This is a genomic window from Ktedonosporobacter rubrisoli (assembly GCF_004208415.1).
In the GTDB taxonomy this organism is placed as follows: Bacteria; Chloroflexota; Ktedonobacteria; order Ktedonobacterales; family Ktedonobacteraceae; genus Ktedonosporobacter; species Ktedonosporobacter rubrisoli.
This window is the reverse complement of sequence record NZ_CP035758.1, coordinates 9,901,782-9,917,317: the sequence shown is the minus strand read 5'-3', so window position 1 is coordinate 9,917,317 and position 15,536 is coordinate 9,901,782. Positions and strand designations below refer to the sequence as shown.

Here is a 15,536-nt window from a genome sequence, read left to right as displayed (position 1 = left end):
TATCCTTTTGATCTTTTCCTTGCCTATAGGTCAAAGTAGATACTCTGCCAGGGCCATATCCACAACCAACCCGGACCACGGAAGAAGCTTCCTGCTAACGTGATCACAGCCCAGAACACTACAAACATAGTGAACATGGTTATGGCCACCTTGCGATCAGCATAAGCCCGGCTCGGGTTGCGGTCCACATATGGCAGGACGGCAAGGGCCACCAAGGTAAACCCCGGAACCAGCACACCAGCAGTTGTTGGCGGGAAGTAGTGCAATAATTCCTGCAAACCCAGGAAGTACCACGGCGCTTTCGCCGGGTTCGGCGTCTGACTCGCGTCAGCCGGCGGGCGCAACGGAGCATCAATGGCAATAGAGAGCAAAGTTATCATCACCGTCAGCGCCGTCGCTGCGAAAAACTCGCGAACCAGCAGGTGAGGCCACACAAAGACTGAATCCTCAAGCGGCTTCTCTACGCGTGTGATAGCTTCTTGTCTTACGACAGCCAGTGTACGATACCGCCGCTGCGTGGCCGACGACTGCGTTTGTACTCCTGGTTCTTTCTGTTCAATCGACATGGTATCCTCTCAATGTATCGTAGACACTGTACAGAACAGACAACCTTTTAACGAGCAGCGCTAGCCGTCGCACGCTCCTGTGGAGCCTCTACCTCACGGCGAGATGGGGGTGGCGGACCAGCGGCACCGCCATCCTTACGGATGCGCCAGAAGTGAACTGCCATCAACAGAGCCGCAGCTAGCGGGAGTAAGATCACATGGCCAACATAGAAGCGTATCAGCGTGGGCTGATCAACCGCACCTCCTCCCAGCAGGATCTTGTAAACAGTGTCGCCCAGCAAGGGAGCATACGGAGCCAGGTTAGTACCCACAGTGATAGCCCAGAGCGCAATCTGGTCCCAGGGAAGCAGATAACCTGTGAAGCTCAAGAATAAGGTCACAAAGAAGAGCAGCACGCCCACAACCCAGTTGAACTCTCTCGGCGGCTTATATGCTCCGTGATAGAAGACACGAATCATATGCAGCGTCACCGAGACAACCATCAAGTGGGCCGCCCAGCGGTGCATGTTACGCACAAGGTGCCCAAAGGACACAGCAGTACTTAACTGATTGATATTCTGATAAGCTACCTGCGTACTCGGGACATAATAAAACATCAAAAAGACACCGGTAACCGTCAGCAACAGGAATAGGAAGAAAGATATTCCACCCATACACCAGGTATAGGTAATCTTCATAGCCTGCCGGCTGACCTTAACAGGGTGGAGATGCAGAAATACGTTTCCCATCATCACCAATGATTGGTTCAATGGAGTGTCGGGATAGCCATGGCGGAAAATAGAGCGCCAGACCTGGCTCTCGACGATCTTCTGCGTCGCCACATCTAGTAAGCTTTTATTAGTAGTAGAGCTCACTGTGCCTCCTCAAAAGGATCAAAGATTTGACCGTGTTGGAAAGATATCTATGCAAAAGTTCTTATACTGTGTGGCTGATTATATCATAGAGCTGTGTTCCCGAATACCCCTCTGAGACCTGCGTAGGAGCCAGAACTTCTGCACCTTTTCCCTATTTTTTGTAATAACACCGGCACGCTATGTACGTACCTGGCCAGTCGATTAGCTACTCTCGCTACATGTATTACCTTCAATACTCTACCGACTGCGAGGTTATGTAAGGGATCGCACAACTCTGTACGCCACCTCTATTCGATAATAAATTTAGCTTACTTCCACCTCCTGAGAGAGACATCAGGTAAGTACCTGATTTTTTACACGACATACACCTGATTCTTAGGCGAGTAAAACGTCCCTACTATGCTGTTTGACAGTTCATACGGATAACCGATACAATTACAATTGTAAGGAAAAATTTGTATCCCTGCAAAGAGAATTTTCAATGGCAGATCCCATTATTCCCAATAAAAAGGTTGCGCCAAGCAACCGCTTAATCAGACAGCTGCTCGGTATACCAGTTATCTATAAGGTATTGCTGGCGAACAGCCTGATCATCTTTGTCGGCGCCACAGGCGGCACCTGGCTAGCATCACGACTCAACAGCCTGCCGGGCGCCCCAACCATCCTGATTGCCTTTGTTATTGTAGGCTGGCTGGTCAGTGTGGCCTTTAACTTTGTCCTGCTCCAGATAGCTTTCCGTCCGCTTACCGATCTGGCCAGAGTCATGAAGCGCGTGCAGGCCGGAGAACGCACGTTGCGCGCTCCCATTACCGGGATGGACCCACAGGCCGATCAACTTGCCCATACGCTTAACGTGATGCTTGAAGCGATTGACGAGGCTAATCGCTTGCGCGTTACGCAGAGCATTAATGCCATGGAGCAAGAGCGCAAACGTATAGCTCGCGAGTTGCATGACGAAACGTCGCAAGTGCTCACTTCGCTGCTCATTAGCCTGGCTGTGCTCGAAGAATCCACCACAACTCAGGAAGCTCGCGATCGGATAGCAGATACGCGCAAACTTGCTCATCAAACCCTGCGTGCAATTCGCAATTTGAGTATAGATTTGCGCCCCAGTACGCTTGATGATCTCGGGCTATTGCCGGCCTTACGCTGGTATATCAAGGAATATCAACAGAAATTCCCGATCAGCGTCGAGTTCCAGGCTACAGGCTTTAAAGCCCGACTCTCTCCCGAAATGGAGACCGCGCTCTACAGAATAGTACAGGAATCCTTAACTAATATTGCCCGGCATTCTCAGGCACATAACGCGAGCATCACCCTTGAAGAAGAGCCGGATGCTGTCCATGCCACAATTATCGATGATGGGCATGGCTTCGATGCTGAGCAATTAGAGAAAATGCCAGGACCGGGCCAGGAACGCGGCTGGGGCCTGGTTGGCATGAAAGAGCGTGCCACATTGCTCGACGGCTCACTCACAATTAGCTCAACAATTGGTCGGGGCACAACCATTGACGTTCGTATTCCGCTTCCTACGACGGCGTTCTCCACAAGGAAAACTTCGGTAGGATCAGCTTATAGTATAGGCGAGAGAACGCACGCTACATAAATACACGTCAACAACATTCATAAATCAGGAATCACAAAGCAATGAAGATACGCATACTGTTGGCAGATGATCATACGATCCTGCGCGCGGGCTTAAAAATGATGTTAAATGCCCAACCAGATATGGAAGTCGTAGGGGAAGCACAGGATGGTCGGCAAGCTATTCATGAGGCTCAAAAGTTGCAGCCCGATATCGTGCTCATGGATATCACTATGCCCGATATCAATGGCATTGAGGCTACCAAACAGATAAAAAAATTGCTCCCTGATGTCAAAGTGCTTGTCCTGACTATGCATGAGCACGATGAGTACATCTTTCAAGCGCTACGCGCCGGCGCTTCCGGCTATATGTTGAAAGAGGCGGCGGACACAGACCTTATCTCTGCCCTGCACATCATTCAGAGCGGCCAATTCTATCTTTCCCCCACGGCTCAATCTGTGATGGTAGGGGATTACTTGCAGCGAGTTCGCACAGGCGAAGAGAAGGATAGCTATAGCAGCCTTACGGAGCGTGAGCGCGAAATATTGAAATTAGTTGCCGAGGGCTATACTAACAATCAGATTGCTGAGCGCCTTGTCATTAGTCCCAAAACTGTTGACACCCACCGCACCCATATCATGGATAAGCTCAATCTCCATAGCCGCGCCGAACTTGTCAAATATGCTATGCGGCGCGGCCTGCTAGAGGATTAGTCAACCAGAACAGCTATCCTAGTATTGTCTCTATCATAAGGAAGAGGTTAGCGGTAGCTACAACTACTCGTCCTCATCATCAAAATCAAGGCTGTCGTTATTCTCTTCCGCAAAGTACTCATCGCTGTAGAAACCAACATCCTTACCCACATACACACTTACCAGGAAGTCATCACGTGGCATATCTGCCGAAAGTACGAGATCTTCATCGATCTGTTCAATAAGCTTCGTCAGATCGGCTTCCTCAAGCTCGCGCTCTAGAATCAGCGTGCCATGGACGGCAGTTGTGGTAAAGTGAATATCTACAGTTCCTAAACGATTGTTGCTCTGCAGGCTACTTCCCTGCATAATATAGTAACCTTCTGAATAGGGCGTACGAAAATGACGTTCAAAATGAATATCATCCATAAGCTCTCCATGCGCAGGCAATAGCTTTCCTGCGCTCTCCTTTCTCTCCATATCATCTTTCTCTATAGCTATGTGCATACGCAGCTAGAGACGCTTTCTATGACACAATTAAGTTCATTTCTTGACACCCCTCGCCTCCAGAAGGAAGGGGAACCATGGCGCTGGCCTCACGCCAGGTGGACCCGGGGGAGAGCGAGAAACGCAATCTCGCGCTCAGGATGACTGCAAAAAAGCTACAGTCCAGGTCAGCATGTCTATCAGATGCTCTCAATGCAATGCACATTATATCATAGTATTTAGCCAAAAGTTGCCCTGGAAGCCGCTAGATCGCGACTGCCAGTCAGGCTTCGTAAGATCTGCTAGTACCAGCAGGCTTTCCAGGGCGAAGTAGAAAAGTTAGAGATAATTTCAATCCTATACAAATTTAAGTGAAGTACGTATAACCGAGAAAACATCTTTCTCTTCATCTGTATAGATACTCTGATGAGCGCTCTGCGTTATTTTGTAGGTATGGTCCCTATAAACCGCGGCAAGAATCGATCCTACATAGTTAGCTCCGTTACGCAGCATATTCCCCTGGACTTGTTGCCAGCTTGTCCCGGCAAATTTCTGCGGCGAACCCGATTTCACGCTTGTCATGCCCAGATTTTCTCCCTGCTGCTGCAGGTACTGGGTCAGGTTAGCGGTTGCAGACGGGACGACTTCAAGTTCAAACTGCGCAGTCAGGCTACTATCGAAAAAATGTACAGCGGATTTGCCATGATCCACCTGCACTGTCCATCCGTTTGGGTAGGCTAATGAAACGCCTAGTCCCTGGTCCTGAAAGGCTTGCCAGGGCTGGGTAACAGGAGCCACGCTAAAAGGCTGGGCCATGGTCATCCAGGCCCCAACAGTTCCAAACAAGAGAACCAATAACAAAGCTATCACGATCAGAAAAGTCCTGCGTTTGCTTACCATTGGCCCCAGCTGAGAAAATTTCTTTTGCCACCCCTGCACAGATGGCCCAGAGAGGGCCTGGCCGAAGTGCTGTAGGGATTGCGGAGATAACGGCGGAGTATGTGGTGGAGGAGTGTGCATCACAGACGCATCAGGGGCAGATGCCGGTACAGTTGTATGCACAGTATCTAGCTCATCAACAGACGCATCAGCTGTGGAAGGGGGTACGGCTGTATGCACAGTATCTAACTCATCAATAGGAGAGGTTTGTTCAGACATAGTAGCCTGATCCTGGTATTGACGCTCAGCCGCAGTTATCGGTCGGGTAGGCTGGTCCTCCAGGCTGCTATCCTGCGCGCTTTCCAAAGTATCCTGCATTGGAGGATGCTTTTTTTGCTCCTCTGCTTGCCCGGTCGTCTGCTTCTCTACACTCCAATCCTGCTGTTCTTGAGCAGGATCTGCCTCACTACTTGCTTGCACGCCAGGCCAACTGATCTGCCTCGGAGATTCAGCAGAGATACCAGGGAATGAAAGCTGGGTTGTAGGCTGCTGGGCTAGCTGTTCGCGCACGCCCAAGTTGGCAGCTTCACCAGGAAAAGGAGCCTGTAGGGTTTCATCACTCGTTGATACAGAACGCGATCTCACTTGATTATCTTCAACCACGGTCCCACAGTTATCACATATTCGAGCATCATCTGGCAGCTTTTTCCCACATTTTATGCATTGGATGGCCATGGAACATCTCCTGTACCTGAATAGTTTCCCTAACAGTACCATAGCTTGCCTCCAACCAGCAAGCTTTTTGAGGGCTTAAGGCTTTCCAAATCCTCATTAACATCGATCAAGCGCGACCCAGAAAGGGAAATGAGAGCGCCTGGAACATGCCTTCTTGCCTAAGAGTAAGGCACCTGCTGCCTATCTCACAAGCAATTAGCTGGCACCGAATCTTGCCAGTACCAGCCAATTATTTCATCTGTGCTTGCGTGTGCCAGAGCTACTTCAAGGTTAATATTTCTTCTTGCTCAGCTGCGGTCTCAATCACATGTTGATTCTTAATCAGCTCAACAAGCTTCTTGCGCCCCTTAGGGCTGCCAATCATAAGCGCGCCAACCATCTTATTATCGCGCAAGAAGAGTTTGCGATAATTCTCATTGCCCTTCTCGCCTGGTTCGCGTCGCGAAATAGAAGTGAGCTCGGGATTATTTGATTCCGCAGTACCCACCACGGCAATATTGACATCAAAGAGCGGGCTGGTGTAGGTTGGCACATCTACATATGCCTGGTGCCCACCTGCCATGTTAACACCCACAACGCGCCCATGGGCTAAAGCATTATCCCAGGTCCCCATTGTATGGTGATGGCCAATCGTTGGATCGTAGAACTCGGCCACATCGCCGGCGGCATAGACGCCCGGCACATTCGTCTCAAGATACTCATTGACAACGACGCCCTGACGTACCTCAACAGGCGTATCAGCCAAAATTTTTGTGTTCAAGGTTATGCCCAGACCAACCCCCAACATATCTGCCTGGATCTCGCGTCCCTTTTTCGTCTTGACATAATTAGGAACGCCATCTTTAGGGATGACGCACTCGATCTCGTCGCCGTGGATGACTTCCACACCAAATTTCTTGGCAATGTTATCGACGACCTCGCCGCCCTCGGGATCGAGAGCGCTACGCAGCCAGTAAGGACCGCGCATAAGCCAGGTGGTATTGAGCCCACGCAAAGCAAAGCCATCGCACAATTCATAGGAAATAAAACTTCCGCCATAGGCGACAGCTGTGCGCGATTCAAGCATACGAGCAATAATAGTTTTCGTATCATCTAATGTTACGAAATTATAAATATGCTTTACCCCATCCGTTCCGGGCACGCGCAAGGGATTCGCCCAACCGCCAGTTGCCACCAGCAGAGCATCATAGGGAAGCGTTAAGCCACTATCAGTGACCACCACCTGCTCATCTGTATGAACACCCGTCACAATCGTTTCTGTGATGAGCTTGATGTTGCGCTGCTCATGCCATGCAAAGTCGCGTATCATCACCTTCTGCTCGATGAGCTTGCCCTGCAAGAAACGAGGCAGTGAAACACGGTTATATAGCGGGTAGGGCTCGTTGGTGAGCAAATGGATGCTACAATTGGGATCGTTCTTGCGTAATGTATCCGCAGCAGTTGTACCCGCCACTCCATTGCCAATGATTACATATCGTCTATCGTGAGTTACCAACAATATCTCCTTAGTTTATAGATTCATACTCGCCGGATACGATAAAACTCTGCACGTACAGGAAATCTTAGCATAGTTTCCCGGATAACGCCATAGGCTTCTTAAGAATTTACTAAACTCAGCCGTGCACAAGCATTTTTCTATTTGCGGCGGTCGGGGGAGAAGGAAAAGCCAGGGAAAGTCCCTGGGCTCCCTTCGGCATAAGTTGCGCATCAAGTTCGCAAGGATATTTTCTAGAACTCCTGGAAACTACAGTGCTGGCAGCTCACAAAAACTAACATCAGGGGGTAAAACACAATTGCTACATCTCTCACTGCAAAACTTCGCCACTACGAGACACGGAGACAAGGATATGCTCAGCCAGCTCGGCGCCAAGAATTTGCTCGGTCTGTTCAGATCCGCTACCAACCCGAACGCGCAGCGGTCCTCCAAAGGGGGCTCTCCCAACTACCTGCACAACTGTCTCCGGATAGAGCCCAAGCTCTCCCAGGTAGCAGAGCTTCTCTGAGTCCTGATCGCTAATACGTAGAATCTGGGCCAGTTCACCCTCTTTTAGCTGGGCAAGCGTTTGTCCCTGGCGCTGTTCAATAATACCATCTTTACTGGGGATGGGATCGCCATGCGGATCAACCGTGGGATAGCCTAAGAGCTCATCAAGCTTGTCCTCAAATTCTTCGGAGATTACATGCTCTAACTTGTCAGCCTCAGCATGGACCTTATCCCAGCTATAGCCCAACTCACGCGCTAGATAAAGCTCTAGCAAACGGTGATGGCGAATAACTTCCATGGCTTTGCGTTCCCCCAGCGGCGTCAGACGAACCCCACGATATGGAACGTGCTCAACCCAACCGGCCGAAGCAAAATCTTTAAACATCATCGTCGCAGTTGCATCGCTTACGCCCAGCCTCTCGCTCACCGCCGAAGTTGAGACCTTCTGGCCTCGCTCTTGCATAGCATAGATTAACTTAAGGCAATCGCTAATGCGAGGCGCAAGCTCCTGAATAGGTTTATGCACGGTTTTCCCCCTTTCAAACCTATTTTTTATGCCTCTAAAAGTATGATACCATATGACAGGATAATTGCAAATAGGGCTTGCATCTGCATTTTCAGGATCGCGCCACTCCTTTCCGTAGTCAGGAGGAGGGCAGGCAGCTCTGTGCACAAGGTCAGACGTATATACAACGGCCTTCGACGGCGAGGCCATGTATCCCCGCCACAGTCTCTCTTGTCACAGTAGCATCGGCAAGGCTCCTGTAAGCATAACATCAGAGAGGGCGAAAAGGAAATAGCCACTAGGTACCGATCAGCCCTTTAGTGGCCTGACTTCAGGCCCTCTCCATTCTCCTGGCAACGGCAGCCACAGAAATACTGCTAAGATGGCGGTTGATAGATTACATAGCCATCAATCGCAATACGCTTATAATGTCTATAATGTGGCGAAGTGGCCATACGTCTCTCAAAAGCACTCACCATAGGAGAAAAGGTCCTGAAAACATAAGAGGAATGCGGATCAGAAGTCACAATTCGCCGATAGGGCATATAGCGATCGTGCCCAGGCCCCAGACGATTGCTTACGGCGCTACAGATCACCTGTTCTCGACTCTGGAAGATAATTCTGTCACAGGTCCAGTAGTCCGAGTAAACATGCACAGCCTTGAGGCGCACCAAGGTCTGGATCAGATAGGCCTCCTGTCGATTAAGCGCCTGGGTCTCGGGTACATCCAGATGTCTATCGGTATACTGAGTCACATATATATCGTGTTGAGGGTCAAGCGAAGGTCCGGCGGGAATCCCTGTAAAGGTACTTACTGTTCCCAGAAGAAAGACAAGGCCAATGCCTAACAGGATTGCTCTTCTCAGAATTGCCCCAACGCGTTTGAGATAGATGTTGCCAGCCAGGCGTACAAAACGTAGAGCGATAGGCTTCATCAACCTGGCTTCATGCCAGAGAGGCCACAGAAGCGCAGGAGTAGTAATGAGAAAACCTACCAGGTAGCGTGAAGTAGCCACAGGAAAGAGCGCAGGGCTGGGACTAAACATATAGAGCAGAAAGGTTATTGCACTGCCCACAAGCAAGGCCAGGCGCGAAAAGGAGAGGATTGTCCCTTGCCGCTCATCCAGCGACCACATGCCAGAGCGAGAGAGGCGCCAATATAACCAGAGCTCTCTTAAGGCAAGCCAGGCCGCAACGGCCCATAGAGCCAGTACTCCTATCGACCAACCTGTATGTACGAGCGTGCAGCGAATAGCATTCAGATTATCAAATTGCCAGAGATGCACATCAGCTACCGGACAAAGCGGATTGGCATTCGTAGAGGTTGGCAGACTGACCAGTAGAGCACCCTTGATCTCCTGGGGCAAGAGAAGCGCCAGAGGAGGTTGAGTGATTCCAAAGCTACGATTGACTTTCCAGAGAAGAGTCAGTGTATCTTTACCAGGAGCTGCTTGCAGGTTATATATAATAAAAGGAAGCGCTCCCACTATCAGGCCCACCGGCAAACAGAGCGGCGCCCAGCTGATAATTTCCCGCCAGCAAAATGCTAGCAGAATAAGCCCCCCAACAAACACAAACGGCAGAATAATTAGATGGCTCCATATGCCAAATCCTACCGCAAAGCCCCAGGCCCCAAAGGCAAGCAGACGGCGCCCCTGGTTGCGCGTGCTTCGATCCGGACGAGAGGAGAGGGCAAGCCAGACAGCCAGTAGCATAATAAACGCGCCACAAAGCAAAGTCTCTGGATCACCGCCAAGAACAGCCAGTTCTCGTGTCAGGACAGCGTTTGAGCCAAGGGTAAGCAATACCAGCGTCACCAGAGCAAACTTTTTGCTGTACAGCAGACTTGTTAGCAAGTACATACCTAGCAGAAAGGCTGCAAACATCAGGATCAGGCCCAGGCGTAACGTTAAGGTCGAAACCCCAAACAGCCGAAACAACCCAGCCGCCAGGTACGATTCAAATGCCCCCATATATCCCTGGGCATAAAAAAAGATGGGATGCTCGCCCCGATAAGCAATATGCATCGCCATCAATCCCCACGTCCCCTCATCACTATCTAACAGAGGCCATCCCAGGCAAACCAGCAGAATACGTAACATCACAGCCAGGCCAATCAGCCCCAGGGCCCCTAATCCATACTTACTCAGCTTGAAATACTTTCGCAAGTACTCACTCCATGAAGACATAGTAGAGAGAATATCCTTTGCACAAAATTCTTCCTCTAATGCATCTTTTGCCGCACAAAGCATAGAGGAATTATAACTTGACTTTATCGATATTTACGCCTAATTCCATTTTTTCATCCTGTACGCAGATAAAAATTATAACATTATGCACAAGTCATTACAATAGCCCGCATAGGCAAGTACAAAGCGAAACGAAGGTCTTATGCTTACGATATCATATACAATACTTATTCTAGATACACTACTATAATATGCCGAATTATGCATGCAATTAGGAGTATAGTCAGAGAAAATGGCCCACTGTAACCAGACGTGCCTAATGCCACATTCTGATGACTTAAGCCTGTTGAGAGAGGGAGAGGAGGTTTTTCCCTAAAATCGTTCTGCTAAGCGCAAGCAAGTCTACACACCAGCCTGTGAGCCAGCTAAGCACATCGAGGAAGGTCAAGCATGCAGAGGCTTCAAGCAGGGGCAGAGCCAGCAAATAGGCCCTACCCGTCTGCTTAATGATGGCCTCACCAGCCATAAGATCTGGCGACAGGCTGTTCAGATAACCTCAACCTTTCCTTCAGTTACCCCACCATTCTGATCTATCTGAAACACCCTGGCATAAGGAGGTTCCGGGCGATATTGGAGAGAAAAAATCAGATAGAGGTAGCCACCGCGTTTAGCCCACTCGATATCACGAGCAGAGGGATAGGCCTCAGAACGGGGATGAGAATGATAATAGATCATATCTCCATCATACTCATCGACATCATTATAAATACGGATTAAGTCGGCATCACTGATAATAGAGAAATCATCAGGATGCTCAGCAGCGTTAGCGGTAGGATAATTCTTCACGACTTGACCGTCAACGCTGCCAATCACCCCACAGGCCTCATCTGGATAGCCTGCCTCAATATGGGCAAGCATCTCCTTGTAAAGAGATTCGGGAATACGCACGACAAAACTATCTACCATAATATCTTTGCCTCTAAATTGTCTTCGAGCTCATCCAGTTCCAGCGTCCACAAATCCTCGCTCAGGTACTTCCAGCCTCCATCGGCAAGAATCGTTACAATTTTACCACGTTCAAGGCTTAAGGCAACGCGCAATGCCGCGTGCAGAGAAGCTCCACACGAAGGGCCTGCAAAGATACCCTCCTGATCCTTCAACTGCCGTGTGCGGCGTATTGCATCAATACCCGAAACAAGAATCTTGGCATCAAGGAGTGATTGATCCAACACGGGAGGAACAAAACCATCCTCAAGACTGCGCAGCCCTTGCACGCCATCGCCCTGCAGTGGCTCAGCCGCCACAATTTTGATAGCTGGATTATACTCTTTTAAACGCCGCGCATTTCCCGTAAGCGTACCACCAGTACCCAAGCCTGCGACAAAGACATCAAGATCTGGTAAGTCCTTGATAATCTCTAGAGCGGTACCATAATAATGCGCCCCAGGATTGGCCTGATTTCCGTACTGATAGAGCATCACATAGCGCTCATCGCGGGCCGCCATTTCTTGCGCCAGCCTGACAGCGCCATTGCTCCCCTGAGAACCATCAGAGAAAACGATTTGTGCGCCATATAATTCGAGCATCTGGCGACGTTCTCTGGTGACATTATCCGGCATGACCGCAATAAATTGATATCCTTTAATGCGAGAGATCATTGCCAGGGCAATACCAGTATTGCCACTGGTAGGCTCTAACAGAATTGAACCGGGTTTTAGTTTCCCATTTGCCTCGGCCTCTTCGATCATCCTCCTGGCCACCCGATCTTTGATGCTGCCAGAGGGGTTCATCCCCTCTAGCTTGGCATATATCTCTACGCCTGGGTGCGGGCTGAAGCTTTTCAATTCTACCAGAGGGGTGTTGCCAATGGTCTCCAGTATGCTACCATAGCGCATGAGCTACTCCTAGAATCCACCTGCCATAGCAGGCAAAAGGCTGACGGTATCATTCGGGCCGACTTCCGTCGCCAACTGCTTTAGATAGCGCACATCCTGGTCATTGACGTAGACATTTACAAATTTGCTCAGCTCATCTCCCGTCTGGATTTGTTCCTTTAAGTCCGGATAGCGCTGAAACAGATCACTGAGAACTTCGGCGAGTGTATTTCCCTGAGCAACTACCTTCTTCGAGTTTCCAACGGCTGCTCGCAATACAGGGGCCAGACGAACGGTTGCCATATATCTTCATCTCCTTCGAAAAGCAATTATATTCAGCTAGCAAAAGCTGCAAGATCTTATTATCCTGCAAAATAGCAGGGATGCTCTCTAGAAACACCCCTGATATGCCTTAGGCCGGAATTGCACACACGTCGGCATACGTCGGCAGATCTTCCGGATGGGCGTTCTCTCCACATGCCGGGCACTTAGGATCACGATACAGTCGCAGCTCATTAAATTCAGAGGCGAGGGCATCGTAGGTCAGGAGACGGCCCACCAGCGGTTCTCCGATGCCAAGCAACAACTTAATTGCTTCGGTAGCCTGTAGCAAGCCAATCGTGCCTGGCAAGACTCCTAGCACGCCAGCCTCGGCACAACTTGGCGCCAGGGCGGGAGGAGGTGGCTCCGGATAGACGCAGCGATAGCACGGTCCATCATGAGGCTTGAAGACGGTCACCTGGCCCTCAAAACGGAAGACGCTACCGTGGATCACGGGCTTATTCTCAATGATTGAAGCATCGTTGAGCAAGTAGCGCGTGGGAAAATTGTCTGTGCCATCGATAATAAGATCGTAATCGGCAATAATTCGCCTGACGTTTGTCTCATCCAAGCGTTCAATATACGTAATAACATTGATATCAGGATTAAGGGCGTTAATTGTCTGGCGGGCGGATTCGGCTTTATACTCGCCGATACGCTCAGTATTGTGAATAATCTGGCGCTGCAGATTGCTTTCTTCTACCACGTCAGCATCGATGATGCCAAGCGTTCCTATCCCGGCTGCGGCCAGATAATAAGCGGTAGGAGAGCCCAAAGCACCAGCGCCAACCAGCAGCACCTTTGAATCAAGGAGCTTGAACTGGCCCTGCTCGCCCACTTCTGGAATGAGCAAATGGCGGCTATAGCGTTTGGACTGGGCTTCGCTCATCACACGCGGCGCAGCAAACTCATAGCCGTTGCCCTTCCACTGACCAAAGCCACCAGACATCGATATGACATTCTTGTAGCCCATCTGCTGCAGCGTTTGACCAGCCATCAGGGAGCGCACCCCACCGGCACAATACAGCACGACTGTTTGTGACTTATCAGGGATAGCCTCTTCTATCTGCAGTTCAAGGAAGCCACGAGGAACATGTATGGCACCTGGAATGTACCCATCGTTCCATTCGTACTTCTCGCGTACGTCTACCAGGACAACATCCTCTTCCCTACCTCCAGCAGCATGCTCACGAGCAAGTTGGTCATGTACCTGAACAGGTGTCCACTCAGGTACCTGCTGACGAGCTCGCCGCATAATATCGCGGGATGCTTCACCCATGTCAGATCACCTCATTGTTGACTAAGTAAATCAAGTTAGTTCCCAAATATCTAACAAAAGAGTACCATGTACGTTTTTTGCTTGTCAAGGAACGCTGAGTTAATAAACGAGGACCGATTATCCAGTGTTTCTATGCAATAAAAACATTAGCAGATAGCTAGATTATTCCTAAAGAACAGCTAAGGTAGAGAACCTGGCAAGACTCGGCGCAAGGCTATGGGCTCTTGCAATTTCGCTAACCTGCTGTTACGCTCAAAACAGACCATCGCGTCGGCTCATCCCATCATTCCAGGAGGATACTATGAAAGATACGGCGGAGATCATCATTATTGGGGGCGGCGTTATCGGAGCCAGCATTGCCTATCACCTGGCTCGGCAAGGCGGAAGTCATGTAGCGCTCATCGAAAGACGCGGGATTGGCACTGGCACTACTGGCCACTCGGGAGCCATTGTGCGCCAGCATTACGCCAACGACTTTACTATTCGCATGGCCCGAGAAAGTCTTGCCGTCTTCGAGCATTTTGATGAGCGCATCGGGGGCAATTGTGGCTTTGTGAAAACCGGTATGCTCGTCACAACCGATGAACAAGGCGCCTCGTTACTGCAAGCCAACGTGGAGTTACAACAACGCCAGGGAGTTAATACCAGACTCATTAGCCCTAACGAGATTAGTTCGGTTGCCCCCGGCTACAGCGACGAGGGCATCTTTCTTGCTTGCTATGAAGCTGATGCAGGTATAGCCGATTCAATGGCAACTACTCAGTGCTTTGCCCGGCGCGCTCGTGAACACGGAGCCACTATCTATGAAGGGATGAAAGTCACGCGCATCCTTACGCAGCATGATCGCGTGACTGGCGTAGAAACGAAGCAGGGCAACATTTCAGCTCCTATCGTTGTCCTGGCCGCAAATGTGTGGAGCGTGGCGCTGGCCCAGGCCATCCATATTGCCCTGCCAATCACCGCTACCCGCCATCCTATGGTTGCTTTACGCAGGCCACAAGAGGTTCGCCAAACAGATATGCATTCCGTATGCATCGATATGGCCCACAATATCTATTTGCGTCCAGAGGTGGGAGGAACAACCCTGGTTGGCTCAACCGCCAACATCCTTACCGCTAGCGAGCCCGATCACTATGCCCTGGCGCTTTCCCAAGAAGAGATTGGTTATTTATCTAGCATGGGAGCCAAGGAATTTCCCGAGCTGGCCAGAGCTGCCATACGCGGCGGCTGGGCCGGACTCTATGACGATACGCCTGACTATCATCCCATCCTGGGACCGCTCAATGCGTACAAGGGGCTCTATTGTGCAGCTGGCTTTAGCGGCCACGGCTTTAAGCTCTCCCCTACTATTGGCAAGTGGATGGCCCAGCTTATCACCACAGATCAGGCTCCCACAGACATGCAGCCCTTTGCCTTTGAGCGTTTTGCTCAAGGCAAGCAGATTCAGCCACGCTACGCCTCTGGCGGTGTTATGGGATGATTCAGCAATAAAGTAAATGAGCGCATGACCAGAGTCGCAACAGAGGCTGTGACTCTGGTTATCATCTTTCCTGACATGCTTTACGCGATGCGCCATGCTCAGGGAAT

General features: G+C 50.3%; 14 protein-coding genes and 1 pseudogene. 3 read left to right on the top strand and 12 right to left on the bottom strand.

Annotation, left to right across the window (positions count from 1 at the left end; translation table 11 throughout):
- Positions 1–23 precede the first annotated feature (23 nt).
- Together EPA93_RS42495 and extP are read right to left on the bottom strand one after the other, a co-directional pair.
- Positions 24–566, bottom strand: coding sequence for a cytochrome b family protein (locus tag EPA93_RS42495; protein WP_129893366.1), 543 nt, complete (start codon positions 564–566; stop codon positions 24–26).
- A gap of 47 nt (positions 567–613) precedes the next feature.
- Entirely contained in the window at positions 614–1,420 is an 807-nt protein-coding gene (gene extP / locus EPA93_RS42490; RefSeq protein WP_129893365.1) for a selenite/tellurite reduction operon b-type cytochrome ExtP, read from the bottom strand.
- Positions 1,421–1,901: 481 nt separating this feature from the next.
- Between extP and EPA93_RS42485 the strand changes: the two genes are divergently transcribed.
- Both EPA93_RS42485 and EPA93_RS42480 read left to right on the top strand, forming a co-directional pair.
- Complete coding sequence (locus EPA93_RS42485; RefSeq protein ID WP_129893364.1) at positions 1,902–3,026, top strand: sensor histidine kinase; 1,125 nt, start codon at positions 1,902–1,904, stop codon at positions 3,024–3,026.
- A gap of 41 nt (positions 3,027–3,067) precedes the next feature.
- On the top strand, positions 3,068–3,718 hold the full coding sequence (locus tag EPA93_RS42480; RefSeq protein WP_129893363.1) for a response regulator: 651 nt from the start codon (positions 3,068–3,070) through the stop codon (positions 3,716–3,718).
- A gap of 63 nt (positions 3,719–3,781) precedes the next feature.
- Here EPA93_RS42480 and EPA93_RS42475 read toward each other — a convergent pair whose 3' ends face one another.
- The 10 genes and pseudogenes from EPA93_RS42475 to moeB all read right to left on the bottom strand — a co-directional run bounded on the left by EPA93_RS42475 (position 3,782) and on the right by moeB (position 13,949).
- Entirely contained in the window at positions 3,782–4,126 is a 345-nt protein-coding gene (locus EPA93_RS42475; RefSeq protein ID WP_129893362.1) for a hypothetical protein, read from the bottom strand.
- Positions 4,127–4,540: 414 nt separating this feature from the next.
- Positions 4,541–5,707, bottom strand: a complete 1,167-nt coding sequence (locus EPA93_RS42470; RefSeq protein WP_242527245.1) for a hypothetical protein — start codon at positions 5,705–5,707, stop codon at positions 4,541–4,543.
- Positions 5,708–5,725: 18 nt separating this feature from the next.
- Positions 5,726–5,797, bottom strand: a pseudogene (locus EPA93_RS51205) (zinc-ribbon domain-containing protein); the annotation flags it as partial.
- A gap of 259 nt (positions 5,798–6,056) precedes the next feature.
- The gene (locus EPA93_RS42465; protein ID WP_129893360.1) at positions 6,057–7,292 is read right to left on the bottom strand and encodes an NAD(P)/FAD-dependent oxidoreductase; all 1,236 of its coding nucleotides are present in this window, start codon (positions 7,290–7,292) and stop codon (positions 6,057–6,059) included.
- 310 nt (positions 7,293–7,602) lie between these two features.
- Entirely contained in the window at positions 7,603–8,307 is a 705-nt protein-coding gene (locus EPA93_RS42460; protein ID WP_129893359.1) for a metal-dependent transcriptional regulator, read from the bottom strand.
- Positions 8,308–8,663: 356 nt separating this feature from the next.
- Positions 8,664–10,475: an ArnT family glycosyltransferase gene (locus EPA93_RS42455; RefSeq protein WP_129893358.1), complete on the bottom strand. Its 1,812-nt coding sequence runs from the start codon at positions 10,473–10,475 to the stop codon at positions 8,664–8,666.
- A gap of 546 nt (positions 10,476–11,021) precedes the next feature.
- On the bottom strand, positions 11,022–11,441 hold the full coding sequence (locus EPA93_RS42450; RefSeq protein ID WP_129893357.1) for a M67 family metallopeptidase: 420 nt from the start codon (positions 11,439–11,441) through the stop codon (positions 11,022–11,024).
- The gene (locus EPA93_RS42445; RefSeq protein ID WP_129893356.1) at positions 11,435–12,370 is read right to left on the bottom strand and encodes a PLP-dependent cysteine synthase family protein; all 936 of its coding nucleotides are present in this window, start codon (positions 12,368–12,370) and stop codon (positions 11,435–11,437) included. Before EPA93_RS42445 ends, EPA93_RS42450 begins: the two co-directional genes overlap by 7 nt.
- Positions 12,371–12,379: 9 nt before the next feature.
- Positions 12,380–12,652, bottom strand: a complete 273-nt coding sequence (locus tag EPA93_RS42440) for a MoaD/ThiS family protein (RefSeq protein ID WP_129893355.1) — start codon at positions 12,650–12,652, stop codon at positions 12,380–12,382.
- A gap of 109 nt (positions 12,653–12,761) precedes the next feature.
- Positions 12,762–13,949 (bottom strand): molybdopterin-synthase adenylyltransferase MoeB, encoded by a 1,188-nt coding sequence (gene moeB / locus EPA93_RS42435; RefSeq protein ID WP_129893354.1) that lies wholly within the window; start codon positions 13,947–13,949, stop codon positions 12,762–12,764.
- Positions 13,950–14,250: 301 nt separating this feature from the next.
- Between moeB and EPA93_RS42430 the strand changes: the two genes are divergently transcribed.
- The gene (locus EPA93_RS42430) at positions 14,251–15,429 is read left to right on the top strand and encodes an NAD(P)/FAD-dependent oxidoreductase (RefSeq protein ID WP_129893353.1); all 1,179 of its coding nucleotides are present in this window, start codon (positions 14,251–14,253) and stop codon (positions 15,427–15,429) included.
- Positions 15,430–15,536 lie beyond the last annotated feature (107 nt).

What these genes read in the sequence shown, in the direction of transcription:
- EPA93_RS42495 (WP_129893366.1), bottom strand. Translation starts at nt 566, where the DNA reads ATGTCGATTGAACAGAAAGAACCAGGAGTACAAACGCAGTCGTCGGCC.
- EPA93_RS42485 (WP_129893364.1), top strand. Translation starts at nt 1,902, where the DNA reads ATGGCAGATCCCATTATTCCCAATAAAAAGGTTGCGCCAAGCAACCGC.
- EPA93_RS42480 (WP_129893363.1), top strand. Translation starts at nt 3,068, where the DNA reads ATGAAGATACGCATACTGTTGGCAGATGATCATACGATCCTGCGCGCG.
- EPA93_RS42475 (WP_129893362.1), bottom strand. Translation starts at nt 4,126, where the DNA reads ATGGATGATATTCATTTTGAACGTCATTTTCGTACGCCCTATTCAGAA.
- EPA93_RS42455 (WP_129893358.1), bottom strand. Translation starts at nt 10,475, where the DNA reads ATGTCTTCATGGAGTGAGTACTTGCGAAAGTATTTCAAGCTGAGTAAG.
- EPA93_RS42450 (WP_129893357.1), bottom strand. Translation starts at nt 11,441, where the DNA reads ATGGTAGATAGTTTTGTCGTGCGTATTCCCGAATCTCTTTACAAGGAG.
- EPA93_RS42445 (WP_129893356.1), bottom strand. Translation starts at nt 12,370, where the DNA reads ATGCGCTATGGTAGCATACTGGAGACCATTGGCAACACCCCTCTGGTA.
- EPA93_RS42440 (WP_129893355.1), bottom strand. Translation starts at nt 12,652, where the DNA reads ATGGCAACCGTTCGTCTGGCCCCTGTATTGCGAGCAGCCGTTGGAAAC.
- moeB (WP_129893354.1), bottom strand. Translation starts at nt 13,949, where the DNA reads ATGGGTGAAGCATCCCGCGATATTATGCGGCGAGCTCGTCAGCAGGTA.
- EPA93_RS42430 (WP_129893353.1), top strand. Translation starts at nt 14,251, where the DNA reads ATGAAAGATACGGCGGAGATCATCATTATTGGGGGCGGCGTTATCGGA.